We start from the raw sequence: 25,070 nt of genomic DNA, 5'->3' as shown, positions 1-25,070 counted from the left end.
CTATCTTTCAAGTTATAGAAAACAGTTTAAACCTCCGATAAATTCCACAACAACTGATTCGCCTCAGCAATTATATTCTTACCTACTAATTTCTTGATAAATACTAATTTATTATCAGGTTTAATTTTTGCGTTAGCAGTATAGGTACTGACGAATTTTAGAATCTTATCAGCCATATCAGCGTTTTTATAAAATTTAATTACAAAACCGTTATCGCCTGAATCTAGATTTTCAATGTTCAACTTAAAGCATAATAATTTTATTTTAACAATATCAAGTAAATTATTAAATTCAGTTGGCAGGCTGCCAAATCTATCTATCATTTCGTCTTTAAATTTTTCTACTTCTAAATCATCGTTTAGATTACCTATTCTTCTATATAAACCAAGCTTTAGAACTGAATCCGATACATAATTATCAGGAATAAAGACCGATAAACCTAAATTAATAGTCGGGATGAAAGGCTGTTCACCGCTTATTGGCTCATCTTTAAAAATAGCTATCTGTTCTTCCAGCATTTCTTGGTAAAGCTCTGTTCCAACTTCTCTAATTTGTCCTGATTGCTCTTCACCGATTAAATTACCAAAACCTCGTAAATCCATATCATGACTTGCGATAGTAAAGCCTGAACCGAGAGCACGCTATTCTGGATTATCTCTAAACGTCTTAAGCTATGTGGCATCATTTTCTTATGACTTGGCAGCGTTAAGTAGGCATAACCTCGCATCTTACCTCGTCCAATTCTACCCCGTAACTGATATAATTGACTCAAGCCCAGCATATCGGCTTTATGGATAATCATAGTATTAGCGTCTTGTATGTCAATTCCTGACTCTATTATAGTTGTTGAGATTAATATATCGAATTTGCTGGCATAAAATTCGCTCATAATCTCATCAATTTTATTCGGTGACATTTTACCATGTGCTACTTTATAGCTTAATTCAGGGACTATTTGCTTTAACTGCTTTTCGATATCTTCTATATCATTAATTCTTGGAACGACAAAAAAGCTTTTACCGCCCCTAAAATGCTCACGCAGTAATGCATCCCTGATAATAACAGGATCAAACGGCATAACAGAGGTGCGGATTTCCAGCCTATTTAGCGGAGGTGTTGCGATAATGCTTAGCTCTTTTAAGCCGGTCATCGACATTTGTAAGGTGCGAGGTATTGGAGTCGCAGACATTGCAAGCACATGGGTAGAAGATTTTAGCGATTTAAGGAATTCCTTTTGGCCAACGCCGAAATGCTGTTCTTCATCTATAATTAATAGTTTAAGGTTACAAAATTTAGTAACTTTATGTAGTAAAGAATGCGTACCTATTATTATATTTATCTTACCGCTTTCAAGTTCCGATCTTACAATCTTTGCTTCTTTGGAGCTAACAACACTAGATAATTGCTTGATATTTAAGCCAAAATCTTTAAATCTTTCGGTAAATCTTGCAAAATGTTGGCTGCATAGAATAGTAGTTGGTACGACAACCGCCACTTGCGGTGAATTTTCGTTTAGGGATTTAGCAACCATAAAGGCAGCACGCATTGCTACTTCAGTTTTACCAAAGCCAACATCTCCGCATATTAGCCTATCCATTAGCATGCCATTGCTTAAATCTTCTCTAATATCATTTATTGCATTTAATTGATCTTCAGTTTCGGTAAAAGGAAATTTAGCACAAAATTTATCATATTCTTCAAGGTCAAATTCAATAGCAGCAGTGGTATTAAGTTTTCTCTTGGCAGCTATTTGCATTAAATGCAAGGCAATTTCCTTAATACGGTTTTTAAGCTTAGCTTTATTTTTTTGCCATGAGACGCTTCTGAGCTTATCAAGCTGGGCAACATCACTGCCATATTTCTTTATTACCTCAATATTTTCAACGGGTATATATAGCTTATCATTACCGGCATAGAGAATCTTTAAGAAATCATGAAGCTTGCCTTTAATTTCTAAAGCTTCAAGCTTTAAGAACTGCCCTATACCATGATCTTTATGGACTATTAGTTCTCCCTCGGCTAAATGATCAAGCTCAAGTAAAATATTTTTGAGTTTCTTATTAGTGTTTGTAGTGATAACTTTTTCTTCTAATAGCTCGCTAGCTGCAATAAATAAATATTCAGGAGTAGAAAAGCTTTGATTTAAGGGTAATATGGCAATATTTATTGCACCAAGATTTGCTTCTTCCAAATACTCTACTTGATTATAATTATATTCATAATTTCCGATTATACTTTTAACTCTTTCAAAGCTACTTAAAACGCTTGAGCCTATAATAATTTTCTTACGAGAATTAGCTTTGATAACTTCAAACAGCTTATCAAAAACAGTTTTCTTTTCTACAAAGCTTGCAGCTGCTATATTTTCAACTATGCTAGCCTGTTCGGAATTTTCATAACTAATTAGGATATTATTTTCCTGCTCAAGTAATTCTATAGCTTCAAGAGAAGTAAAATATAGCTGGGAGGGTGAAAGAGTAGGGTAAAAGCTGTTAAATTTAAGCTTATTGGCATCTAGCCTTGCTTTGTAAAAATCATTATAGCTATGCTCAAATTCTAAAATAGCCTGCTTTGTTAGATTATCAAAGATAATGACCGGCTTATTAAGATAATCTATTAAACCGGAATAGTCATCATAAAATAAAGGTAGTAACTGCTCATAACCTGAGAACTTTCTTCCGCCGGTTATTGCTTCATAGGTATGGTTAACTCCAAAATTACGCAGGTAATTATCTTTAAAATTACTGATTGTTTCAGAATTTAAAACTATCTCATTTGCTGGACTAATAATTAGTTCATTACAAGATTTAGTTGAGATTTGGGTATCAATATCAAATTGTTTACTCGACATAATCCCAGCTAAAATTAATTCTATAGCCTTTAGATTCAGGTAATATTAAGTCAACAATCTCGCCTCTAACTGCAAATTCTCCAACATCAACAGTGCTTGCATTCCTCGTAAAGCTATTTTCTACCAAAAACTTACTTAACTCATTTGCACTCAGCTTCATTTTAGGAAATAATTTTAGATAATATTTAGCAAAGAATTCTCTAGGCGGTAATTTATTCAATAAATTCGTTGCTTGAGTAATGACTAATTTATTTCCTTTATTGGTCGTAAGTTTGGTTAATGTTTCGGCTCGCTTAGATAGTATATTGCAATTTGGTGACGTATGGTCATAAGGAATTGTATCATAGCTCGGAAAATAATATATATTTTCGCTCGGTAAAAAAAATAAAGCCTGCTTGTATAATTGCAACGCCTCTTCTTCATTACTTGTAACTAAAATGAAATCTTGCTTAGAATTCTTTATAAAGCTATCAATTGTGAAGAAAGATTTAGCAGCTTGTGGAAATTTTTGTTGTAACATGTATGATGGGAAATTATATTTTTATTATTTTGCGTAATTGCTCCATTATTTCGGCATCTAAATTAGAAGGAACGGAAGATTTATTAGTAATCCAATTATAAAGATCATTGTCATTTTGATCAAGTATTAAAGTATAGCTTAAAAGTTTTTCTTCCGCCATGAAAGGTAGATAAAGACTAGCAAAATTGTCTAATATATAATCCATTTCTTTGCAGCCACGATTTTTACTACGATAAAAAAGTTTCTTTTGTAAAGAGTTTTTATTTAATTTATTCATGTTATAAAATCTTGCAAAATTTTTTTATGATAATATTATTAAAACTATCAGAGACCAAGAATATTTTAAAAATATTTAAGGTTTTACGAAAGCTATACTATCTTAATAAATTCATCTTCGCATGAATAAAATCCAATAGTTTAAACATTTTTATTATATATAACAGCAATATATAGGCAAAATATGTTAGTTCAAAATATCTGTTCTAAAGAAGCTTATAATATGCTGGTTTCAAATAATAATACTTTTCTTGTTGATGTTAGAACAGAAGAAGAATGGAAACATGTGGGTGTTCCGAGTTTGAGTAATAAAAATAATGTAATCTTTTTAAGCTGGCAGCTATCACCTTTTATGGAGCTGAATAGAGATTTTGAAGATAGATTTTTATCTATTATTGATGATAAAATGTCTAACATTATATTTTTTTTATGCAGATCAGGGCATAGATCATTAATGGCAGCAAATTTTATGGCTAATATAGGTTATAAAAATTGTTATAATATTATTGATGGTTTCGAAGGAAATCTTCAAAATAAAGGCTGGAAACAAAATAACTTACCGTGGCAGTTTTAAGTGAATACTAATCAAATAATTTTAACAAATCAAAATGATAATAGTGTAAATGTCTGGAGTAACGTAACCCAAGACCTTTATAACTATTACGGTGAGGCTTTATATAATAGCTGGTTTAGTAAGGTCAATTTTATAGAATCTTCACTAAATACTGTTATCCTTTGTGCTCCTACTAATTTTATTAGAGATTGGATAAAATCTAAATATTCTGTCGTTATATTGCAATTATTTCAGCATTATAATAATGCTATTAAAACAGTAGAAATAATTACTAAAGAATTGCCGGCATCTAATCAAGCAACTCTTGAGTTGCCTACTAAAACTTTTGCCGATATTGGTAGTAGCGAGCTTAATTCAGAAAATATTTTCTCAACACTTGATATACGTTTTACTTTCGATAATTTTGTTGTTGGTGCTCCAAATGAGCTTGCTTATGCTGCTGCAAGAGCAGTAGCTGAATCTTCAAGTGCAGTTTCCGAATCTAACCCTCTTTTCCTATATGGTGGGGTAGGGCTTGGTAAAACCCATTTAATGCATGCAATTGGTTGGTACATAAAACAGAATAATCCAAGCCGTAAGGTTATATACATGTCGGCAGAAAAATTTATGTACCAATTTGTTAAGGCTTTGCGTAACAAAGAAGTAATGTCTTTTAAAGAGAAATTTCGCTCAGTTGATGTATTAATGATTGATGATATTCAATTTATTTGTGGTAAAGATAGTACGCAGGAAGAGTTCTTCCATACGTTCAATACGCTGATTGATAATAACCGTCAGATGGTTATTTCTTGCGATAGGTCGCCTTCCGATTTAGATGATATTGAAGACCGAATTAAATCCCGTTTAGGGTGGGGTTTAGTGGCAGACGTTCATAGCACTACTTATGAGTTACGTCTTGGTATTTTAGAGTCTAAAATTGAGCAGATGAACGTTAAAGTTCCAAAAGATGTAATTGATTTTTTAGCTTCTAAGATTGTTTCAAATGTAAGAGAGCTTGAGGGAGCGTTAAATAAGGTTATTGCCTACTCTAACTTTACTGCAAAAGAAATAACACTCGAAAATACACAAAATATTTTAAGAGATTTGCTCCGTTCTAATGAAAGGATAATTACAGTTGAAGATATTCAGAAAAAAGTAGCTAATCGTTACAATATTAAATTATCTGATATGTCATCGCCAAGAAGAATGCGTGCTATTGCAAGACCGCGTCAGATAGCTATGTATTTAAGTAAAATCCTTACCCCTAAAAGTCTAGTCGATATAGGTAAAAAATTCGGTAAAAAAGACCACACAACAGTTATGCATGCCATCAAAAAAGTAGAAGAGCTACTAGAAAGTGACTTAGAATTACGCGAAGAAATTAACCTAATGATGAAAATCTTGCAGAATTAGCTTATGTGTCATTGCGAGGAGAGACAAAGTCTTGACGTGGCAATCTCATGAAGTAATATTAAGACTCTATTAAAGGCAAATATAATAATGCGGTGATTATATCAGAAGAAGAATATGAAGGGTTGCAAGAAACTCTAGCTATTTATTCTGTGCCTGGATTAGTTGAGAAAATTCTTAAAGCTAGTAAAGAACCGTTAGAAGACTGCATTACTCATGAAGAATTTTGGAAAAAATAAAATCTTTGCAAAACTTTCTGGGAAGTACGATATTAAAAGAACCATAGAGAATTATGGTTATGGGGAAGGGTGGGCGTATTTTTTAGAAATTAATCCTAACGAATTACTATATAAGGAAGAGCTGAGCTTTAATTATTATGGCTGTGATAATCAAATATTTGCAGTAAAAGAATATAAATATATTCTGGAAAATAATAATATCATCAAATATTTTACTACTCCAGAGAATAGCTTGTTTTATCAGTTAGATTTCATCAATAATATATACTCAAATGATTTGAAGAACTGGAATGTAAAACAAGGGATAAGCACACATAGCCCATGCTTAATAGGCAAGCATGTAAGTTCCCCGAAGTTTTGCAGAGCCAATTCTTCAGAGCAGAAGAGTATAAAGGCTGTAGGTAGACATTTATGCGGTAAAGACCACTATAATGCTACCTATATATTTCTAAATCCTGATTTCTTTATTCTTAATTACCAAGTCCTAGGACCAGAAAAAAATTATAATATTAATAGTAGTTTTACAAGGATATAGAGCTGCTATCTTCCCCCATTATCTTATAATATTCTTTTATTGCATCATCTAAACTTGAATCATAATTTTCTTCATTATGAGTTTTTAAAAGTTTGTTATTAATATTTTCAGTACTAACTAGTTTTCTTTTAATAGGAGGTATTGAAAATTTTAATTTATCTCCGGATTGAGAAAATATAGAATTAGAGTTATTTATTTTGGCTGTAATATCTTTTAATACTTCTTTATTTTTAAGTTCTTCTACTGTTTTTACATTTGTGATATATTCAGGTGCATCAATATTGTACCATTCTTTTATCTTCGCACATAAAATTTGTAAAATCTCAGGGATAATTTTCTTGATATCCTTTTTTAAATCTGCTTGGACTTTGACTAAAAAAGAGTCAAGCTTAGGTAATATTTTTTGGAATTCAAAAAATGTATTTTCTATCAAATCTTTAACTTTCTTTGAAAATATGGTTTTTTTTAATAGTGCTTCTTTAAATAATAGTAAATATTGTTCTGGTCGACTGCCAAAATGAGGAATTAAATTATGTAGATTTTCCTCTAATACTTTTATTAAATTAGCAGGATAATTTTTTAGCTTCCCTATAGAACCTAAGAATGCTTGTATTTCTTGTAGCTTTATTGAATCTATTTCTTTCTCTTGAAGAACTTTTTTTGTATATATTAGATTAAATATTTGAGTAATATTATTTAATTTATCATTACCCATAACTTTCTGGAGCCATTCAACGAAAACATGCCCTTCTTGTCTAAGTAATAAGTTCCCTTGAGTTACATTATATGTGTCATAATCCATAAAATAACTGTTTGGAAGTTCAAGAGGATAAGAATACGCTATACCTCTTGCTTGTGAGACTGCTGTATGAGTAGCCATAGGAAAAAAATCTGTTTTTAGATATTTGCTATCTTGTGCAACAAGCTCAAGGAATATAGGAGCAGTAAATAATGTTGCATTATTTCTTTGCATCTCAATTATAAATAATAAATGAGTTAGTTGTTCAGCAAAATTATTTAGTTTTTTAGGTAATTCTATTAAATTATCATGCTCTTTATTTTGAACAACTTCAAAAATACGTTTTATTATGTTTTTTTTGTATGGTTCATTATTTGATATTTCTTGAAAAATTTCTTTATAAGTTCCAAATCCAAACTTTTCTGTTTGTACACGTTACTTGTTTTATAATGCAATATATGAATATCTGTAAAAACTTCTAATTGAGAATTTGAAATTTTATAAACAGTAGATGAGTTATAATTGTTTGCTTCTTGTATTTTTATATATTTTAATGTGTTTTTAATATTCCTAGTATTGAGTTTTGAATAAGATAAAATTTCCCCTACATTATTGAAAGTTGAATTGATTTCTAATGGATTTTTAAATAATGGTTTTAAATTAATTGTAGAATTTTGCAATTCTTTAAGTAAAATTTCTCTCACATTAGCGATGGTAATTGTATCTTTTAAAATAAAAGTTTGTGGTAATTTTAAATTTCTATCAAATATAAAGTTAAATAAGTCAATATAATCATCATCTATTATAGGATTTTCTTTATTATAATTAATAAATAACTGATTTAGTTGCTTGTTAAAAACAGTTTTTATATCATCTAGTATTTTATTATATTTTTCAGTACTTAAACTTAATTTTGTAGCTTTAATGTTTTGATAAGTATTATTAATTATTGAGCTTTTAAATAATCTATCAGCTAAATTATGTAGTATTAGTCCTAGTTTAGTTTTAAATTCATCAGCATTATTTATATGCTTAAAATTTAATATATTACCTAATAAATAATTATGATAATCTACCTGCTTAATTTTAGTAACTACTTGATTTTCTCTTTCTTCTCCTGAACTTGAGCTATCTATATATATTTTTTTCATAAATACTAATTATTTTCTTCAATGTAATTTAAAGCTTTACATGATCCTAAGAAACTAACAGCAAAATCTTCATAATTATGTTGAATTGCTACTGGTTCTATAAATTTTAAATTAAGTTCCTGTCCATCAATTCCTGTAATACCTAAAACGCAATCAATTAGGGCAACAGCAGTAATAACATCTTTTTTTGCCATACATTCCAAAATTTTACCTTGGATATAATGAACAATATTTTGTTTTTGATCAGGTATAGTAAAAAACTCCAGCACCTTTTTTACACTAGGTTTTATTGAATTAACTTTCTTTCCTACCTCTCTAGGATCATACTCAATCATAATTTCTACCCTTAGTTTTTTAAATATCCATCAAGTATAGTTTACTAATAGTTGTAACTTTATTTAACAAGTTAAAATATACTAAGTATTCAAATAGCAATAAGTTGACAATTATTAACTTTTATTATATATTACCGCACAATTAAACTTTGGGGTTATTGTGATGGCAGAGATAATAGATGGCGTAAAAACTAATGATAATGGAATAGATCTCTTATTATTAGAAGGAGGAGGTGTAAAAGGGGATATAGAAGTAGTAATATTAAACAATATAGAGCAATTAACTGGTAAGCCCACATGTGAATTATTTCCCGTTAGAGGAGGTACTAGTGTTGGTGGACTTATTGCTATTTTGTCTGGAATACCTGATCCTAATGATTCTCATAAACCATTACTTACTATGCAAGAGGTTGTGGATTTATTTGAAAAAATGGCTCAAGATATTTTTCCGCAGGAATTAACTTTTAGGAAAGTATGGAGCTTAAACGGCTTATTAAGTTACAAATTTTCTCCAGAACCTTTAATAAAATTATTAAAAGAATATTGTAAGGATTACACTTTAAAAGATTTAATCGGAGATGTTATAGTTACAGGCTATGACCTTGATAATAAAGAAAATCCGCTTATTACTTTTTCTACAATAGATGCTAGGAAAAGTGACGATAATAATTATTTACTATCTGATATAATTCAAGGAATAACTGCTGCACCAGGATTTTTTCCTAGTAAATCATTAAGCAATGTAACTAACACTAAACATCATACGATTATTGATGGAGGAGTGTATGCTAATGATCCGGCTTTAATGACATGGAAATTATTGGAGGAAAATAATTATAAAATTGATAATGCTATGTATCTATCATTAAAAGAAGAATCAAATGATGAGTACCAAACTATTTGTTGTGGTGGAGGAATAATAGAGTTATTAAAAAACAATATAACAGGTAAAATTTTAGATGCAACGCAATTATCTGATGAAATGATCACACAAAAAATTTTTGGTGATAAACTAATAGAAATAGCTACCTATATTCCAGAAGAGCATTCTGGAATGAGTAATTCAAGCACTGAAAATCTTCAAGTACTTAAAGAGCTAGCAAACAAATCTATTCATGAAAGCTCTAATTTTAAGAATATAAATTATAATGAAAATTTTAAAGAAATTGTTGATAGGGTGGTCGTTAATTATAATAAAAATAACCCCGATAATAAAATTGTTGAGAATGATTATTATAAAGAATTATTTTCTAATGTTTTTGATAGGAATAATATTGTGGATGAGGGATTTGAAGAGGATAAGAATATAGAAGTTGTAAAAGCTAAACCCGAAAAACAAGTTTTAGATTTAGAAGATGAAGGTTTTGAAGATGATATAGAATATGAAAAAGCTGAACTATTAACAGGTGTAAAGAAATTTTTTGAGGAATTTAGTGAAAAAAATCCAGACCTAAAAGAAGATATAGAGCAGTTTTTACAAAAGGCTGAAAGCTATACATTAGAAGAAGTAAAAGAACGAGTTGTTAATTTTGAACAAGCAAGTTTAAAATGGCAAGAAGAGCAAGCTAAAGACGATATGTTAAGTAGTTGTGCTACAGAAGCTTTAAAAGAAGATATTGAACTCGAAGGTGAAGAGCATACTGATGATGCCCTAGGTTATAATGAAATCATGGTGTAATATACTATCTTTATAGTACTAGACAGTTAAACATTGTTATTGTGAAAATGTTACGTAATAGCCAGCAAAGCAATCTAGTACCTTATATGTCATTCGAAGCAACGGCGGGAATCTAGGAAAAAAAGTCTAAATACAGCAATTTTTTAGAATATAAAAGCTTAGGTATCTCGCTTTATGCTGGATTCCCGCCGTTGCTACAGTAGTGTCCGGAGAAAAAATAAACGTTGTTATTATTAGGTTTTTTCGTCATTGCGAGAAGAATTACAAAGTAATAAGGGCGAAGCAAGGAAGTAAAAAAATGCTAAAATTAGTTATTTTTTACTATTTTTCTGGATTGCCACGCGGTCTACGACCGCTCGCAATGACGGTTTTAATAATACTCCAATTTTCTCCGGACACTACTGTGCCGTTGCTAAGAATGGCATAGAATAAATCACGGGATGACAGTGGAAACTGATCCACGCGGGCAATGCCACTAAAGTTTAATTTGAAAAAGAGCGAGGAATCCGCAAGACAAAGAACGGCGGTAGTTACTTAATATAGTTCGTACCGCAGTACTTGTAGTTTTTTTAAGTTAAACAAGCATGATATTAACGAGAATATAGCTCGACTACTAAATGAACTTCAGGAGTGAAAGGATATCTAACGTCGGAAATCGTTGGGACTCTTAGATATTTACCACTTAGTGAATCTACATCAAATGATACATAATCAGGTGTTGTTTGACCTTGCTTTGAAACTGATTCTTGAATGATGCCCATTTGTCTTGAAGCTTCTTTGATCTCTATAACATCACCTTCTTTAAGACGCATACTTGCTATATCAGCTTTCTTACCGTTTACTTTAATATGACCGTGTGATATTAATTGTCTAGAAGAGAAAATAGTTGGTGCAATATTCATTCTGTAAACTATAGAGTCAAGCCTACTTTCAAGTAATCCGATGAAGTTCTCACCAGTATTACCTTTCATTTTTTGAGCAAATCCAAAGATATTTCTAAATTGCTTTTCAGTGATACGACCGTAATGGCATTTTATTCTTTGTTTAGCTTTTAAATGTAACCCATAATCGGAGGTTTTAACCATGGTATTGCGTCCATGCTGACCTGGGCGATAATTTCGGGTATTAAATGCATCTTTACCATCACCCCATAAGCTAACACCAAGTCTTCTACTAGCTTTATATTTAGAACGTACGATTTTTGTCACTGAAAATATCCTTAACTTTTAAATTATAATTACAAAAAAATATATACATTTCTTACATTAAAGTCAATCGTTGATTTTTACCTTAAAACTTTTTATATTTAGTAAAAAAACTTTTATATGAATTCTTTAACAAAATCAATAAGTTTAGATAAAGTTAGTTATCCTCAAAGTACAGTTAAAGACTATATTTTACTAATGAAACCACGTGTAATGTCATTGGTTGTTTTTACTGGCTTTTCTGGAATGTGGCTTGCTCCTAATTCTCTGCATCCTTTCATTAGTGTAATTGCTTTAATCTGTATAGCGATAGGTGCAGGTAGTGCTGGAGCGATTAATATGTGGTATGATAGGGATATTGATGCCTTGATGAAACGTACACAAAAAAGACCGATAATAAGAGGTGCTATAGAAGCTGACGAAGCGTTATCATTCGGATTGATAATGGCATTCTTTTCAGTATTTTTTATGGCATTATGCGTAAATTTCCTATCAGCATTATTATTATTATTTACTATTTTTTATTATATTTGCATTTATACTATGTGGTTAAAGCGTAGTTCTATCCAAAATATTGTTATTGGTGGAGCTGCTGGAGCTCTCCCTCCTGTAATAGGTTATGCTTCTGTAAGTGGCAGCGTGTCTTTGGATTCTATTATATTGTTCCTAATTATCTTTATTTGGACGCCGCCTCATTCTTGGGCTTTGGCTTTATTTTGTAACGATGATTATAAAAACTGTAAAGTGCCTATGATGCCTGCGATAAAAGGAGCTTTATATACTAAGAAGCAAATTCTAATTTACAGCATACTTTTATTTTTGACTTCTCTTATGCCTTTTTTTATAGGTATGAGTAATATTATATATTTAGTAATTGCTGTGGTACTTGGTTTAGTGTTTTTATATTATTCTATATCATTATTTTATGATAATGCTGATAATAAGCAGGCAAAAAGATTTTTTGCTTATTCGATATTTTATTTGTTCCTCATATTTCTACTTTTAGATTTTTGTCATACATAGTTTTAAACTACCTTGACAAACCTAATCACAAAATAGTTACTTTTTATTAACAAGCCTATATAATGCCCTTTTAAAATCATTTTTTATAAGGACATTAATGGTTAATACAAGAAAATTTACAAATGAAGAACAAAAAATATTAGAAAATTTTGTAAAAAGTAATCAAGTCATAGAGTTGATCAATGATAAAATTTATGATACTGAAAAATGTAGGCAGTGGGTAAATGAAAATTCAAAAATTAATGATGCTCTAAGTAAATATCTAAATTTCAAAACAAAATATTCATTAGATTATAAAGATAAATTCTTGTGGCTATTATCCGATATAATAAATTGTCAGTCAGATGAAAAAGCTAGCCCATATCATAAACAAATTAATAATTCTGCAAATCTTAAAAATCTTTTGATATTATTAGGAATATGTGCAGAAATTAACGAGATTCAAAATATAATAAGTGACGATCTTATAAAAAATAATAAATACTTAGAAGAAATAGCAAAAATGTGCTTGGATCATTACTCTCTGGAGAAAAAGAACTTCATACCTTCAAATAGACTTAATTCAATCTTAAAAGAAATTAACAAATATAATAATAATTTCACAAGTAATTTATATAATGATTCAGAGATTGAAGAAGATATAGATGATCTAATATCTTACATTGAAGAGAAAAAAATACCTTACGATTTCATAGAATTAGAAGAAGAAAAATTTGAAAATAGAGGTATAAAACGAAAATACGAAGAAGATAAGATGAGAATAACAACGATAATGATGAGTATCCCACAAAAAAATTAGTTAAAGATGAAAAAATATGTTATCCTGCTACAATATTACCATTTAATTTAGAATGTATCGGTGAATCAATACCTAGTTCAGATTCTGAATAAAATCTAAGTTATTTAATATACTGCTATATTCTATTTTAGTTGTGTGAATTTTAATAATGTCCTTTACAACTTTCTATTATAATAATTTTAGTTTCTTTATTGAAAGAATAAACTAATCTATGCTCTTGATCTATTCTTCGAGACCAAAAACCACTTAACTCATACTTTAAAGGTTCAGGCTTTCCTATACCGGTACAAGGTGTTGACATAATACTATCTATTAAAAGATGTATTCGTTTAGTCATTTTTTTATTAGTGTACTTCCAAAATTCTAACTGTGTTAAAGCTTCATCAGACCAAACAACTTTCAAAATTTTTACCTTCTTGTTTCTGTTTTGCTTTTAAAAGTTGTTCTGTAATATCTTCAGCAGGTACACCGCTATCATAATTCATCCACCACTGATCTTCTGCATTTTCTATTTGTTCAAGATCTTCCTTATTAATCAATAAAATATAATCTTTAATATTATTAATTATATTAACTTTAAAAAATTCCTGTATTTTTTCTTTGGTCATAGTATGATTTATACTTTCTATAGCTTCAAGCCAAATAGAATGCCGGTGTGTTAAATTACGTAAATAGCTTGCCGTATGTTCGCCATATATAGAATATATTTTATAAATTAAGTTTTTTTGCTGTTGTGTGTAAATATCAAAGTCCATTTCACCGGGGGCGGCAATTGGACCATCTTGTAAATTACCGAACGGTATACGTAATTTTGGTACTACTGGTCCATGTTTCCATGCTTCAATCTCTTCTTCAAAAAAAGGTTTATTAAATAAAGAGAGATGAACACCTTGAGCAAAATATATTAGTTTTTGAAGCTTTAGCTGAGTTATAGTATCTCCTGCTTCTCTATCTACTAGAACTAAGAAATAATTAGCTACGTCAAAACAACTAATGGTTTTTTCTGTTTGTTTGTTATTCATAATTATAAATAATTATACTTATCTTTTAACTTTATAACATAAATGTATAATAAATACTACAAATCAAAACAGTTTCTTTAATCCTTTTTGCAGCAGTTTATTAACAGGATCGGTAGGTTGTTGGTTTTGCGGTTGCTCTGTATTATTCTGTTCATTACTACTATCTTCCTTTTTCTTTCTTAAACCTAAAGCATCTTTTATAATATTTTCAGGTTTCTTTTCACCACTTTTTAGGTCTTTAAGGACGCTGCTAAATACATTTTTTACTAAATATGTTTGAAGAGCTTCTATATCTAATTTATGTTGCGGATTATTTATAGAACCATAAAATTTGACCCCTAGAGGAGGAAAATTATTGATAGTGACGCTTGCCCCAACATCTAGCATATATTGCGGTAGGTTGATTTGACCATGAGCATTGGCTTTAGCCGGGCTAGCATCTAAATGACATTCAGTTAGTCGTACCATGCCACGCTCTATATTGCCGGTTGCTACTAAATTGGAAAAGGATGTAGTACCGCCACTAAAAGATCCATTAATAAGGCGTAGAACTCCTTCGGTATTTTTAGCATTATTTATCGCATCCACAATGCGGTTTAAATCAAATCCGCTAATTTTTCCATTACTACTATTTACGTTAAATTGTCCATTTAAATTATTAACATAAGTATAAACGCTATTACCAGTAGAATTAAGTTCGGTGGTAAAATTTAATCGTCCATCGATTATTTTTATTTTACCACTTTGTGGAGTTAAGCTTTTAACATAAGCATTTTTTAAATCAATTTTAATCGTTGCATTTTGATCTTTTCCTGAGCTTACATAACCGTTTGCGTTAAGATCGCCACCATAAATATTTGCACTAACTGAAGTAATATTTAGCTTACCTCCGGTAATAGCTAATTTTGCTTTAAAATTATTTATTACCAATGAATCATTGGTTAGTTTATCTATATTTGCTGATAGCTGTCCCTCGATTGTATTTAAAAAGCTTAAATCAATAGGACTATTTGACCAAGGAGTGCTACTTTTAGGAGCATTAGCAGACGCTTGACCTGTATTATTTGCAACAGGATTAGAAGTAGATGTAGGTGCAGGAGCAGGGCTGCCTGAGGTAATTTTTTCTAAGTTAATTAATGGGCTGTATATATTAAGGTTAAAATTAGTTTTTTGAGAAGCTAAATTAACATCGCCTTTAATTGCTATATTAGTATTAAAGGCTGATATTTTATCATTTATCTGTAATGTATCTTTAGTTTTTTGCACTTCCCCATTTAATTGTAATGTTCCAATACGATTTAGATTATTGACTCCAAGCAAAGCCATAAATGACTCAAAATTATTAATTTTTAAATTATGAATAGCAGATATGTCTTGCTTCAGATTTTTCAGGGTTACATCGCCTGATAAATTACTATTTCCAGCAATTAAATTGATATTATGTAAAATTAGGGCTTGTGAATTATAGACTACATTGGAAATAAGAGAAATTTTTTGGTTAATAATAGGAGGTAATTTATCAGTTTTTATTTTCAGAGCGTTAAGTAAAGGTTTTAGATTATCTGCTGCTATTTTAATATTACCATTGAAAATACTTGCCTTATCTAAATTAGAGCTAATATCACCAATGATATTACCCGGGTTTGCAATAATATTTGCCTTTAAACTACTATGTTCTATATCATAATTTGCGTTTGCCAGTAATTCTATATTAGTATAGTTAAGCCTTGCATCTTTTAAATTTAGATTTTTGCTATCTGCAATTATGGATGCTGTTAACTCATAATCATTTTGTAAATCACTTGGCAGCCCTAGAGTTTTAGTATTACCTTTAATATTTGCAAGACCTATGAAAGAATTATTTTCACTATCGAGCTTTCCCTCAATTTTAATTTTTTCGTCCGCAATATTGATATTTGCACTTAATGGTATTACTTTTCCAATTTCTTCAATATTACCATCTATATAAATTTTTTGCTCTAGAGCCTCTAATGCTAAAGTAAAATCTATTGGACCTTTAGTACTTTTAACGTGAGTATCTAAATTAATATTGTTAAATATTTTTTCATTACCATTATCTCTATATATAATTTTACCATCTGATATCTTGAAGTGATTGATAAGAATAGGAAGTTCTAACTCAGTTTTGGCATTAGAAGCTGTAGGTATAGGAGCATCTTGATTTATTTCAGTTTTATTTTTAGGCGTGGAAAACTCCCAATTTTTTTGTCCATTATTTAAAACTTCAAGATTTATAACGGGCTTTTGTAGCTCTACAGATGCTACTTCAATTGTTCCTCTAAAAAGTGGTAGAAGCTTAAGTGAGGCTTTAGCGTTTTCAACAGATACTAAATAAGGCTCTTTTGTTTTATCTATTAAAGATAATTTAACTTCCGGTAAGGATATTGCAGGATTTGGTAGTAAAGATAATTTTATATCGCCATTAATAGTTAAATCTCTATTTATCGTTTCTTTGACTTTACTTATTATTATCCCTTTATAATTGTTCAAAGGGATAAAGAAAGGAATAATAATTAACAATAATATTATACTGATAAATATAATAAGTGAGTATTTCAAAGTTTTATTCATATGATTTAACCTTTCTTAAAGCTATATTTAATTAATCGGTATTTCTTTTGCGTCCTGCTCTTTAACCTCTATGCGTGGCAAGGTAATAGTAAGTATACCGTTTTTTAGACTTGAAGAAATATTTTTTTGATCTACATCCTCATATAAAGATATTACATAATTAAAGTTCTTATTCATATAATTATTTGAATCATCAGCTTTATTTTCGTCTTCAATGTTTCCTTTAACGAATAATTTATTACCATTTACTTTAATTTTGATATGATCTTTATCAAAGCCAGGTACTTCCATAATAATAATATATTGTTTGTCTTTAGTAATAAATTTGCTCTTAATGCTACTCGATTCATAAAAAGGTAACTTATTTTTAAATAGGTTATCAATATTTGTAATCTGGTTGTCTAGTAATTCTATTGCTTGATGTAAGGAAGTTGTATGATTAGAGTTATATGCTTGGTTTTGATTTGCTAATGTAGCATTACTAGATAAGATGACAGCTGCTATAGCTGGGATGTAAGCTTTAATTTTCATAATACTAACCTTGTATACTCGATGAACTTCAAAAATTGGCTACGTCGTTCTATAAGTACTGCGGTACTCACGTATTAAGTATACGCTCCGCTCCGCTCCTCGTCTTATGAACTCCTTGCTCTTTTTGAAGTTGATCTTCGTCTACTAAATTTTTATTTATTAAAATTCAAGTCTTATATTTATATAGTTTGTTGAAAGTACGTTGACCAAAATAGAAGCTAATAATACCTGCAAAGATGGTTTGATCATCAATAGTCCATAATATATCTAAATATTGTACTAGTAGGGCAGAGCTTTTTAATGATTTATATTGAACGTATTTAACTATTCCATACATAGCAAAAAAACTATAAGCAAGCACCGGTCTTACCAAGCCGTTTAAGGCATCAACCCAACTAACTCCAGATTTATAAGTAGAATAAAGGGCATGCTGTTCTGCCATTTCTTGTGATATTGTAAGCTCGGTAAAAGTTTTAGATTGGTTAAGTTTGTTATTAGTAATTTGGCGATCTAAAATATCTATCTCATGCCTTTTGTCGTTTATATCTTTATAAATTTTCAAAATCTCAGGAATTATAGAACTAATAAAACCTGTTATCGCTGCAAGTAAAGTAATCATAAATATACCTTTGATATTTCAAGGTTTGGTAAGTCAAATTTCGGGATTCGTTGTGGCTTTGTTGCGTAGATCGGAAAACGTCCTCGGTGTCATCCCGTGGCTTGTCCACGGGATGACAGGGGGAAGTTGCCCACACAACAAATCCTTCGTTTGTGCACACGTAATTCCCATATGTTAAATTTAATATAGCAAGATATATATTTTGCACTAAGTGTTCATAATAATTAGTAAAATATTGTTAAATATAATAAACTTTAATTATTAACTTAAAGTAATAATATTATGCCTGATTCACCAAGCGAAATAACAAAAGGTTATGTTAACGAAGATGTATTAGAACGAATAGTTAAAGGAGAACCGACGAAAGAAGATGTGGCTACTTTAAGCAGTAGTTTTGAGAGTAATCCAAAAGAGAGAACAGAGTTTGTTAAGAATTTAGGAGATAATTTAACTCCTAATGCATTACATAAGTTAAACTCTATGGTAATGCAGCAAGCCGATAGATTATCACAAGAAACTGATCCGAATTTTCAATGCCGAATTGCTGAAACTAAAATTTTTCAAGAATTATTACAGTTAGAAGCAGAAAAAACGGGCATGAAAGCGGAATTTGATAAAGAGGGCAATTTCATACCTCCTAAATTATCTTCTGCTATTGAAGACCATTATGCTACTTTAGCAGATAAAGGAGGTTTCTATGATAAGCGTTCCGGTTTATCGTCAGATCCTAAAGAAACTAGGATAGCTAAATCAGTAGGTTTTATGCTTGATGCTCTACTTGCAAGAAATACTGAACATTACAAAAATTTACCTCCTCAAGAACAATATGGCTTAGAAGATAAGTTAAGAGATATAAGAGTAAATAAATTAAATGATAAAACTTCTGCCCCGCCTCAACATAAAACTGATAAAGAGATGGGAATTAATGAAACAAAACTTACTGATAAAGAAGCTCAAGAAAAAATCTCTAAAATCGGTAAACCATTTTCTAAATTTTTAACAAATAATATAGTTGATGCTACATTAAAAAATCTAGAAAGCGAAAATTTTAAACTAGACGAAGAACATAAAACCAAAATCACTGCGGCATTGTCTGAATCTTTAGAAAAGATTTCATTCTCAGAATTATCAACAAATAAAACGGAAATAATAAATAATCTAACTAAAGACTTAAAAGAAAAGCAGACTATGATTTCAAAAGCTGCTCATGCTTTGCCCGGCAAATCTTCTTATCATATTTCCACCGAAAATGTTAAAAAGATTGCTAATAATATTGGTGAAAAATATCAAGAAAATAAACCACCTGAAAGTGCTATCATCAAATCTACACCTCCTGTTACTTCTAAAAATGAAGAGCAGAGCAATAGTAAAAAGAAAAGTTTTATCAAAGAAAAAGTATCCCATATGAAAGATACTTTTGGTAAAGCAGTAATTGCAACAAAAAATATTAATCAACTTCGTACTACTTTGTCTAAATCTGTAAAGGTGAATAAAGATCAAGATAGAGGAAGATAGTTATGTCATTTCCGTCATTGCGAGGAAATTATGAAGTAATTGACGAAGCAATCCAGTAAAAAATGCTAACTTTATAACATTTTTTATTATTTTTTCTGGATTGCCACGCTTATTTTATTCGCGTAGCTCAGACGATTTGGTATCCACGCAAGCAAGTCTTGCGAGGAGCGTAGCTTTGTTGCAATCTCATGAAGTAAGATTCATGAGATTGCTTCGTCGGTTATTACATAACCTCCTCGCAATGACATTATCCACTATTTCAAATTAGACCAGATGCGGTTTTTGGCAATATAGAAGAATATAGTAAACGCTACTAAAAACATCATAACTTTAAGCCCCATAGATTTACGATGTTCCATTTCCGGTTCAGCTGCCCATTGTAAAAATACTGCAACATCGTGGCTCATTTGCTCAACACTTGCATTAGTGCCGTCCATATAAGTCACCTGCCCATCTATTAGAGGAGGGGGCATTGCTATCTGACCGCCTGGGAAATACGGATTATAGTGAGCACCATTCATTAGCTTGAATCCTGTAGGCGGTTCAGCATAACCGGTAAGTAGTGAATATACATAATTCGCTCCATCATGACGAGCTTTAATTATCAATGATAAATCGGGCGGATGAGCACCGTTATTAGCCGCTCTTGCTGCCTGCTCATTTGGATAAGGCGATACAAAACGATCAGATGGAAGAGCAGGGCGATCAAACATCTCACCATCATCATTCGGACCATCCTTTACTGTATAATTTTTAGCAATTTCTTTGATCTCTTCTTCAGAAAAGCCAATATCCCTAAGATTACGATAATATAGATTGCTTAAGCTGTGGCAAACGCTACATACTTCTTTATAAACCTGAAAACCTCTTTGTGCGGCTTCACGATCAACACTGCCACGCAAGCCCTCAAAGTGCCATTTCATTTTTTTTGGATGTAACGCTTCCTCATTGGCTAAGCTTAAAGCAGAAATTAATATTATAATGATAGAAGTGAGTAGTTTAGTTTTCATATGATTTTTTTGAATTGTCATTGCGAGGAGATGCATAGCATCGACGTGGCAATCTCAGGAATTTATTATTATTTAATAAGATTGTCATATTGAGGTTTTGTCTTTTCTCACAATAATATTTTTATTTATAGAATAATTTCATTATATAAATCATCCCAGTTTGTATTTATTTGTTCTATTAATTTAATCTTTTTATCTCTTGAACCAGCCTTAATTTGTTTTTCTTTATTTATTGCCGAATCCATAGTTTGATGAAGCTCATAAAATACTAATATTTTACAATTATATTTTTTACTAAAACCTTTAATATTTTCGTTTTTATGTTGGTATATTCTTTTTATAAGATTAGAGGTTACACCGGTATAAAGTATACCATTTTTTTTATTAGTAGTTATATATACAGCTGGTTGTTTCATAAATTTGTATAATACAAAATGTCGTGAGTTATGCCTCCTGAGATTGCCACGTCGATGCGTTACATCTCCTCGCAATGACAATTATCTGATCTCTTTCATAACTCTACAACTCCTCCGGTAGTGGTAGTGGTTTCTCATATTTACCAATCAATGGCAAAGCTACTAAAAAATGGAAGAAATAGTAGCATGCAGCGAATCTACTGATAGTAATATACGGCTCTTCTGCAGGTTGCCCGCCCAAATAACCAAGTAATAAGCAATCTGCCATAAATATCCAAAAAGCAATACGATATATTGGTCTATAGTTGGCACTTCTTACCTTTGAAGTATCTAGCCAAGGTAATAAAAACAGTACAAATATACTGCCGAACATTAATAGCACGCCACCGAGTTTAGACGGCACAGCACGTAAGATCGCATAAAATGGCAAGAAATACCATTCAGGAACAATATGAGCAGGGGTAACTAATGGATTTGCAGGTATATAATTATCTGGATGACCTAAATAATTTGGTTCATAAAAAATAAAATAAGCAAATATTATGAAATAAACCCCGAAACCAACAAAATCCTTAATCGTATAATAAGGATGAAATGGAATCGTATCTTTAGGACCTTTAACATCAATACCTTTCGGATTATTTGAGCCATGTTGATGCAATGCTACTAGATGTAGCATTACAAGAGCAACGATAACAAAAGGCAATAAATAATGCAGTGAAAAGAATCTGTTTAATGTTGGATTATCCACCGAAAAACCACCCCACAACCATGTAACTATAGACTTACCTACAAGCGGAATAGCTGAGAATAGATTAGTAATAACTGTTGCACCCCAATAGCTCATCTGTCCCCAAGGTAGTACATAACCCATAAAAGCAGTAGCCATCATGGTTAGGAAAATAATTATACCGATATGCCACAGTAGTTCTCTTGGTGCTTTATACGAGCCATAATATAGTCCTCTTGCTATATGTAAATATACGGCTGCAAAAAACATTGAGGCACCAACAGCATGAGTATAACGCAGTAACCAGCCATAATTAACGTTACGCATGATTTTTTCAACGCTATCAAAAGCATGATCAACATGCGGCGTATAATGCATAGCAAGTATTATACCGGTAATTATCTGAATTACTAACGCAATGCCGGCAATAGAGCCTAGATTCCACAAATAACTAAGGTTTTTTGGGGTTTGATAATGGCTAAAATGCTTTAGAAAAGAGAAGACCGGAAGACGGTAATCTATCCACTCTATAATAGCATTATTCTTTTCAGTTTTTGGGGTAATGTTGTCGCTCATAGGTAATTACCCGATTCTAATTTTTTTGTCGCTAATAAAAGTGTAGGGCGGTACTGCTAAATTTAAAGGAGCAGGACCTCTTCTTACTCTACCTGATGAATCATATTGTGAACCATGGCACGGGCAGAACCAGCCGCCATAATCGCCTTGATTTGCAAGTGGTACGCAACCTAAATGTGTACAGATACCAATTGTTACTAACCAATTAGCATGCCCAGCTTTTACACGGTTTTGATCTTCTTCAGGATCAATAAGCTCTGACATTTTTACAGCCCGTGCTTCAGCAATTTTATCTGGAGTACGATTAGTAATGAATACCGGTTTTCCTTGCCATTTAACTGTAACTGTTTGACCTACAGCAATATTTGATAAATCAACTTCAATTGATGATAAGGCAAGAACGTCGGCTGAAGGGTTTAAAGAATCAATAAGAGGCCAAAGTGTACAAGCAGCTCCAACCGCTGCAACGCTACTAGCCGTTAGGACCATAAAATCACGACGAGAGGTTTGTTTTGTATTGTTATTAGTATCTTCAGTATCTGACATATTTAGTTTGTATTCATATTATTACTGTTGTCATAAGGATTTACTACCGGAGTAGTAGGTTCAGGGATAGTACCATCTCCTTCACCACCATCTTCAGGCTTTTTAATAAGCCTTTCTACACCTTGCTGTAATTCTTCTTCTCCTGTACCTTCTTTAACCTCATATTTTCCTAGATCACCTAAGCAATTCCAAAAGTTGACTAAGTGATCCCAGTCAGGACCAAGTTTTACAGTACAATTTTGAGCAATAGCTTTACTAGTGTCTAATATCTCAACTGTTGTTCTGCCAAAATAGTCTATAAAGCCGATTTTCTCAAGCCCTTTTACTACATAAAATAATACTATTAATGATGCAACAGCTATCATTATATACCATTTAGTAATAATGCCCCATAAGAAAACGCCCATAGGGTTAGCTGCAATTAACCTTCGTAAAGCTTGCCACATATTATTTTCTCAAAAAAATTTATTATCTTATCTTATCTTATACTATTCTGCTAGTAAAAATAAAGAAAATAATCATGTTATGCTGTAAATATTTCTGATTAAATATGAACTTAAGACAAATGAAATAGGTAAAATTACTAAATTAATACCTATCATAATGAAAATTAATTGTAAATTATTGTCTTGTAGTACTAACCCTGTCATTATAATGCTGGGAATTAGCAAAGGCATAATAAATATGCCGATAAAATTAGCATTAACCCTAAAATAGCTTTGCATGCTACCCGATAATACTACTAAACTGCTTGATAAAATTATTACAAGCCAGACGCTGAAAAAGAAAAATATTATTTCTAGCAAGGTTTGGCTGAAAAAAATATAAATAATAGGTAATGTTAAAATTATCCCTATCGTACTACTTATAAATATCGCAAAAAATTTAGCTAGCACTATTTTAGTTGGATTAACTATAGATAACATTAATTCTAAGCTTCCATCTTCTAAGTCAGACTTAAATATAATAGAAGAAAAACCAATCAATGAAATTAACAAACAAATTACCGAAAAGATTAAGCCGAATTTCTTAATATCTTCATGGCTGTTAATTAAAGTAGTGCTAATAATACAAAATAGAAAAAATATCATCAGATATTTAATCATATTATTAATACGATTCTGCACTATAAATTCACGTTTGATTAGTAAAAACAAGCTATTCACAATTGTTAAATGAGTTGTAAATTGAGTACATAATAGCAGAAACTGTTAAGCCTATGCCTATCTCTACAGCAAATATTCCTATATGTTGAGCAGTTAGACTATCGTTAACAAAGTTTGCTAGAGAATAATAGTTTAAGTAATTATCGTTAAAAAATAGCGATATCACACCAGTAAATCCGTATATCATAACACCTAAAGCAGCAATAATTATTAGAGTATTCAACGAAAAATATCGATTTAATTTTTGGTTACCATATACTAGATCATAAGCAATAAGAGAGGAGGCAAATATAACGCCAGCTTGGAAACCACCACCAGGTGATGCTTCTCCATTAAGCTGAATATATAAGCTATATAGGATTATATAAGGTACTATAAAAATAGAGATGTTTTTTGTTATTTTTGTCATCCCGTAGGCTTGCTGACATTGTTGTATGGTTTTGATGTCATTCCCGCGTAGATCGTTTACCCCTGTCACCCCGTGGCTTGTCCACGGGGTCCAGTTAAAAACTAGCAGCACAGAAATTCCGGCAATTAAAATTACACTAGTTTCACCTAAGGTATCGTACCCACGATAGCTAGCTAAAATGGCTGCTATAAAAGATGGTATTCCAATATCCTTACTAGTATTTTCTACATAATATTTAGTTAGGTGTGTGTGGAGCAAGGCATGTTCATCTCCATAATCTGGTAGTTCAAGCCCCATGTAAGTAAGAGTTACTACAAACAATAAACATATTAAGCTTGCCGAAATAATTCTAGTTCTTTGGATTATTTTTAAATTAGAGGGTAATTTTCGTAATAAATTTAGATATACGCAGGTTGATAGACACGCTCCAAGGGCTACTTCAGTCATTGCAACATCCGGTGCATCCATTAGTAAATAAGATACACCAATTAATAAGCTAAATGCTGAGCTATATATTACTGCTTCCAATAAATCTTTAGCAATAATGATTTTAATTGATATTATAACCAGTAAAAAAACAATAAAATTAAGTAAGTAATTACTGAGATCAAAATTTAAAAGCAT

General features: G+C 31.0%; 25 protein-coding genes and 1 pseudogene. 8 read left to right on the top strand and 18 right to left on the bottom strand.

What is annotated here, in order from left to right; genetic code table 11:
- Positions 1-26: 26 nt before the first annotated feature.
- Positions 27-3,371: pseudogene (mfd, locus tag AAGD49_RS05115) on the bottom strand (transcription-repair coupling factor).
- A gap of 13 nt (positions 3,372-3,384) precedes the next feature.
- Complete coding sequence (locus tag AAGD49_RS05110) at positions 3,385-3,648, bottom strand: succinate dehydrogenase assembly factor 2 (protein ID WP_341788206.1); 264 nt, start codon at positions 3,646-3,648, stop codon at positions 3,385-3,387.
- Between the two features lie 183 nt (positions 3,649-3,831).
- Between AAGD49_RS05110 and AAGD49_RS05105 the strand changes: the two genes are divergently transcribed.
- The 4 genes from AAGD49_RS05105 to AAGD49_RS05090 all read left to right on the top strand — a co-directional run bounded on the left by AAGD49_RS05105 (position 3,832) and on the right by AAGD49_RS05090 (position 6,384).
- On the top strand, positions 3,832-4,221 hold the full coding sequence (locus AAGD49_RS05105) for a rhodanese-like domain-containing protein (protein ID WP_341788205.1): 390 nt from the start codon (positions 3,832-3,834) through the stop codon (positions 4,219-4,221).
- On the top strand, positions 4,222-5,613 hold the full coding sequence (gene dnaA / locus AAGD49_RS05100; protein WP_341788204.1) for a chromosomal replication initiator protein DnaA: 1,392 nt from the start codon (positions 4,222-4,224) through the stop codon (positions 5,611-5,613).
- 92 nt (positions 5,614-5,705) lie between these two features.
- Positions 5,706-5,849: a hypothetical protein gene (locus AAGD49_RS05095; RefSeq protein ID WP_341788203.1), complete on the top strand. Its 144-nt coding sequence runs from the start codon at positions 5,706-5,708 to the stop codon at positions 5,847-5,849.
- Positions 5,827-6,384, top strand: coding sequence for a DUF6314 family protein (locus tag AAGD49_RS05090; RefSeq protein WP_341788202.1), 558 nt, complete (start codon positions 5,827-5,829; stop codon positions 6,382-6,384). Before AAGD49_RS05095 ends, AAGD49_RS05090 begins: the two co-directional genes overlap by 23 nt.
- Here AAGD49_RS05090 and AAGD49_RS05085 read toward each other — a convergent pair.
- The 3 genes from AAGD49_RS05085 to AAGD49_RS05075 all read right to left on the bottom strand — a co-directional run bounded on the left by AAGD49_RS05085 (position 6,371) and on the right by AAGD49_RS05075 (position 8,609).
- Positions 6,371-7,357 (bottom strand): hypothetical protein, encoded by a 987-nt coding sequence (locus AAGD49_RS05085; protein WP_341788201.1) that lies wholly within the window; start codon positions 7,355-7,357, stop codon positions 6,371-6,373. The genes AAGD49_RS05090 and AAGD49_RS05085 overlap by 14 nt on opposite strands.
- Positions 7,358-7,470: 113 nt before the next feature.
- On the bottom strand, positions 7,471-8,274 hold the full coding sequence (locus tag AAGD49_RS05080) for a hypothetical protein (protein WP_341788200.1): 804 nt from the start codon (positions 8,272-8,274) through the stop codon (positions 7,471-7,473).
- A 5-nt stretch (positions 8,275-8,279) separates the two neighbouring features.
- On the bottom strand, positions 8,280-8,609 hold the full coding sequence (locus tag AAGD49_RS05075) for a hypothetical protein (protein ID WP_341788199.1): 330 nt from the start codon (positions 8,607-8,609) through the stop codon (positions 8,280-8,282).
- A gap of 163 nt (positions 8,610-8,772) precedes the next feature.
- Here AAGD49_RS05075 and AAGD49_RS05070 point away from each other — a divergent pair, with 163 nt between their 5' ends.
- The gene (locus tag AAGD49_RS05070) at positions 8,773-10,287 is read left to right on the top strand and encodes a patatin-like phospholipase family protein (RefSeq protein WP_341788198.1); all 1,515 of its coding nucleotides are present in this window, start codon (positions 8,773-8,775) and stop codon (positions 10,285-10,287) included.
- A gap of 590 nt (positions 10,288-10,877) precedes the next feature.
- Here the strand turns inward: AAGD49_RS05070 and rpsD are convergent.
- Positions 10,878-11,495, bottom strand: coding sequence for a 30S ribosomal protein S4 (gene rpsD, locus AAGD49_RS05065; RefSeq protein ID WP_011477507.1), 618 nt, complete (start codon positions 11,493-11,495; stop codon positions 10,878-10,880).
- 117 nt (positions 11,496-11,612) lie between these two features.
- Here rpsD and cyoE point away from each other — a divergent pair, with 117 nt between their 5' ends.
- Positions 11,613-12,515, top strand: a complete 903-nt coding sequence (cyoE, locus tag AAGD49_RS05060) for a heme o synthase (protein ID WP_341788197.1) — start codon at positions 11,613-11,615, stop codon at positions 12,513-12,515.
- A 97-nt stretch (positions 12,516-12,612) separates the two neighbouring features.
- A complete protein-coding gene (locus tag AAGD49_RS05055; protein WP_341788196.1) occupies positions 12,613-13,314 on the top strand; it encodes a hypothetical protein in 702 nt (233 codons plus the stop codon).
- A gap of 142 nt (positions 13,315-13,456) precedes the next feature.
- On the opposite strand, the gene AAGD49_RS05050 is transcribed toward AAGD49_RS05055, so the two are convergent.
- The 5 genes from AAGD49_RS05050 to AAGD49_RS05030 all read right to left on the bottom strand — a co-directional run bounded on the left by AAGD49_RS05050 (position 13,457) and on the right by AAGD49_RS05030 (position 18,078).
- Positions 13,457-13,720, bottom strand: a complete 264-nt coding sequence (locus tag AAGD49_RS05050; RefSeq protein WP_342170241.1) for a Txe/YoeB family addiction module toxin — start codon at positions 13,718-13,720, stop codon at positions 13,457-13,459.
- Positions 13,698-14,336, bottom strand: a complete 639-nt coding sequence (locus AAGD49_RS05045) for a Panacea domain-containing protein (RefSeq protein ID WP_341788194.1) — start codon at positions 14,334-14,336, stop codon at positions 13,698-13,700. Before AAGD49_RS05045 ends, AAGD49_RS05050 begins: the two co-directional genes overlap by 23 nt.
- Before the next feature lie 63 nt (positions 14,337-14,399).
- A complete protein-coding gene (locus tag AAGD49_RS05040) occupies positions 14,400-16,928 on the bottom strand; it encodes an AsmA family protein (protein WP_341788193.1) in 2,529 nt (842 codons plus the stop codon).
- 27 nt (positions 16,929-16,955) lie between these two features.
- Positions 16,956-17,453, bottom strand: a complete 498-nt coding sequence (locus AAGD49_RS05035) for an Hsp20/alpha crystallin family protein (protein WP_341789231.1) — start codon at positions 17,451-17,453, stop codon at positions 16,956-16,958.
- 172 nt (positions 17,454-17,625) lie between these two features.
- A complete protein-coding gene (locus tag AAGD49_RS05030) occupies positions 17,626-18,078 on the bottom strand; it encodes a hypothetical protein (protein ID WP_341789268.1) in 453 nt (150 codons plus the stop codon).
- Between the two features lie 282 nt (positions 18,079-18,360).
- Between AAGD49_RS05030 and AAGD49_RS05025 the strand changes: the two genes are divergently transcribed.
- A complete protein-coding gene (locus tag AAGD49_RS05025; protein ID WP_341788192.1) occupies positions 18,361-19,593 on the top strand; it encodes a DUF5410 family protein in 1,233 nt (410 codons plus the stop codon).
- Between the two features lie 254 nt (positions 19,594-19,847).
- Here the strand turns inward: AAGD49_RS05025 and AAGD49_RS05020 are convergent, their stop codons facing one another.
- From AAGD49_RS05020 to AAGD49_RS04990, 7 genes are all read right to left on the bottom strand, one after another.
- On the bottom strand, positions 19,848-20,603 hold the full coding sequence (locus AAGD49_RS05020) for a cytochrome c1 (RefSeq protein WP_341788191.1): 756 nt from the start codon (positions 20,601-20,603) through the stop codon (positions 19,848-19,850).
- Between the two features lie 125 nt (positions 20,604-20,728).
- Positions 20,729-21,019 carry a GIY-YIG nuclease family protein gene (locus tag AAGD49_RS05015; protein WP_341788190.1) on the bottom strand — a complete coding sequence of 97 codons (291 nt, stop codon included), beginning with the start codon at positions 21,017-21,019 and terminating at the stop codon, positions 20,729-20,731.
- A gap of 103 nt (positions 21,020-21,122) precedes the next feature.
- Positions 21,123-22,325: a cytochrome b/b6 gene (locus AAGD49_RS05010; RefSeq protein ID WP_341788189.1), complete on the bottom strand. Its 1,203-nt coding sequence runs from the start codon at positions 22,323-22,325 to the stop codon at positions 21,123-21,125.
- A gap of 6 nt (positions 22,326-22,331) precedes the next feature.
- Complete coding sequence (gene petA, locus AAGD49_RS05005) at positions 22,332-22,871, bottom strand: ubiquinol-cytochrome c reductase iron-sulfur subunit (protein WP_341788188.1); 540 nt, start codon at positions 22,869-22,871, stop codon at positions 22,332-22,334.
- A gap of 2 nt (positions 22,872-22,873) precedes the next feature.
- Entirely contained in the window at positions 22,874-23,317 is a 444-nt protein-coding gene (locus tag AAGD49_RS05000) for a DUF2670 domain-containing protein (protein ID WP_341788187.1), read from the bottom strand.
- Between the two features lie 72 nt (positions 23,318-23,389).
- A complete protein-coding gene (locus AAGD49_RS04995) occupies positions 23,390-24,037 on the bottom strand; it encodes a heme exporter protein CcmB (protein WP_341788186.1) in 648 nt (215 codons plus the stop codon).
- Positions 24,030-25,070 (bottom strand): DUF4040 domain-containing protein, encoded by a 1,041-nt coding sequence (locus AAGD49_RS04990; RefSeq protein WP_341788185.1) that lies wholly within the window; start codon positions 25,068-25,070, stop codon positions 24,030-24,032. Before AAGD49_RS04990 ends, AAGD49_RS04995 begins: the two co-directional genes overlap by 8 nt.

Source organism: Rickettsia endosymbiont of Lasioglossum villosulum (genome assembly GCF_964026455.1).
Classification (GTDB): Bacteria; Pseudomonadota; Alphaproteobacteria; order Rickettsiales; family Rickettsiaceae; genus Rickettsia.
Note: the sequence above shows the minus strand (reverse complement) of the source record. Positions and strands in the feature narration are given on the sequence as shown.

Bases quoted from the DNA above. Each gene is read 5' to 3' on its own strand.
- AAGD49_RS04990 (WP_341788185.1), bottom strand. From the start codon at position 25,070: ATGCTTTTAAATTTTGATCTCAGTAATTACTTACTTAATTTTATTGTT.
- AAGD49_RS05070 (WP_341788198.1), top strand. From the start codon at position 8,773: ATGGCAGAGATAATAGATGGCGTAAAAACTAATGATAATGGAATAGAT.
- cyoE (WP_341788197.1), top strand. From the start codon at position 11,613: ATGAATTCTTTAACAAAATCAATAAGTTTAGATAAAGTTAGTTATCCT.
- AAGD49_RS05010 (WP_341788189.1), bottom strand. From the start codon at position 22,325: ATGAGCGACAACATTACCCCAAAAACTGAAAAGAATAATGCTATTATA.
- AAGD49_RS05015 (WP_341788190.1), bottom strand. From the start codon at position 21,019: ATGAAACAACCAGCTGTATATATAACTACTAATAAAAAAAATGGTATA.
- AAGD49_RS05105 (WP_341788205.1), top strand. From the start codon at position 3,832: ATGTTAGTTCAAAATATCTGTTCTAAAGAAGCTTATAATATGCTGGTT.
- AAGD49_RS05000 (WP_341788187.1), bottom strand. From the start codon at position 23,317: ATGTGGCAAGCTTTACGAAGGTTAATTGCAGCTAACCCTATGGGCGTT.
- AAGD49_RS05075 (WP_341788199.1), bottom strand. From the start codon at position 8,609: ATGATTGAGTATGATCCTAGAGAGGTAGGAAAGAAAGTTAATTCAATA.
- AAGD49_RS05045 (WP_341788194.1), bottom strand. From the start codon at position 14,336: ATGAATAACAAACAAACAGAAAAAACCATTAGTTGTTTTGACGTAGCT.
- AAGD49_RS05085 (WP_341788201.1), bottom strand. From the start codon at position 7,357: ATGCAAAGAAATAATGCAACATTATTTACTGCTCCTATATTCCTTGAG.
- AAGD49_RS05030 (WP_341789268.1), bottom strand. From the start codon at position 18,078: ATGATTACTTTACTTGCAGCGATAACAGGTTTTATTAGTTCTATAATT.
- petA (WP_341788188.1), bottom strand. From the start codon at position 22,871: ATGTCAGATACTGAAGATACTAATAACAATACAAAACAAACCTCTCGT.
- AAGD49_RS05090 (WP_341788202.1), top strand. From the start codon at position 5,827: ATGAAGAATTTTGGAAAAAATAAAATCTTTGCAAAACTTTCTGGGAAG.
- AAGD49_RS05020 (WP_341788191.1), bottom strand. From the start codon at position 20,603: ATGAAAACTAAACTACTCACTTCTATCATTATAATATTAATTTCTGCT.
- AAGD49_RS05055 (WP_341788196.1), top strand. From the start codon at position 12,613: ATGGTTAATACAAGAAAATTTACAAATGAAGAACAAAAAATATTAGAA.
- AAGD49_RS05110 (WP_341788206.1), bottom strand. From the start codon at position 3,648: ATGAATAAATTAAATAAAAACTCTTTACAAAAGAAACTTTTTTATCGT.
- AAGD49_RS05080 (WP_341788200.1), bottom strand. From the start codon at position 8,274: ATGAAAAAAATATATATAGATAGCTCAAGTTCAGGAGAAGAAAGAGAA.
- AAGD49_RS05025 (WP_341788192.1), top strand. From the start codon at position 18,361: ATGCCTGATTCACCAAGCGAAATAACAAAAGGTTATGTTAACGAAGAT.
- AAGD49_RS05040 (WP_341788193.1), bottom strand. From the start codon at position 16,928: ATGAATAAAACTTTGAAATACTCACTTATTATATTTATCAGTATAATA.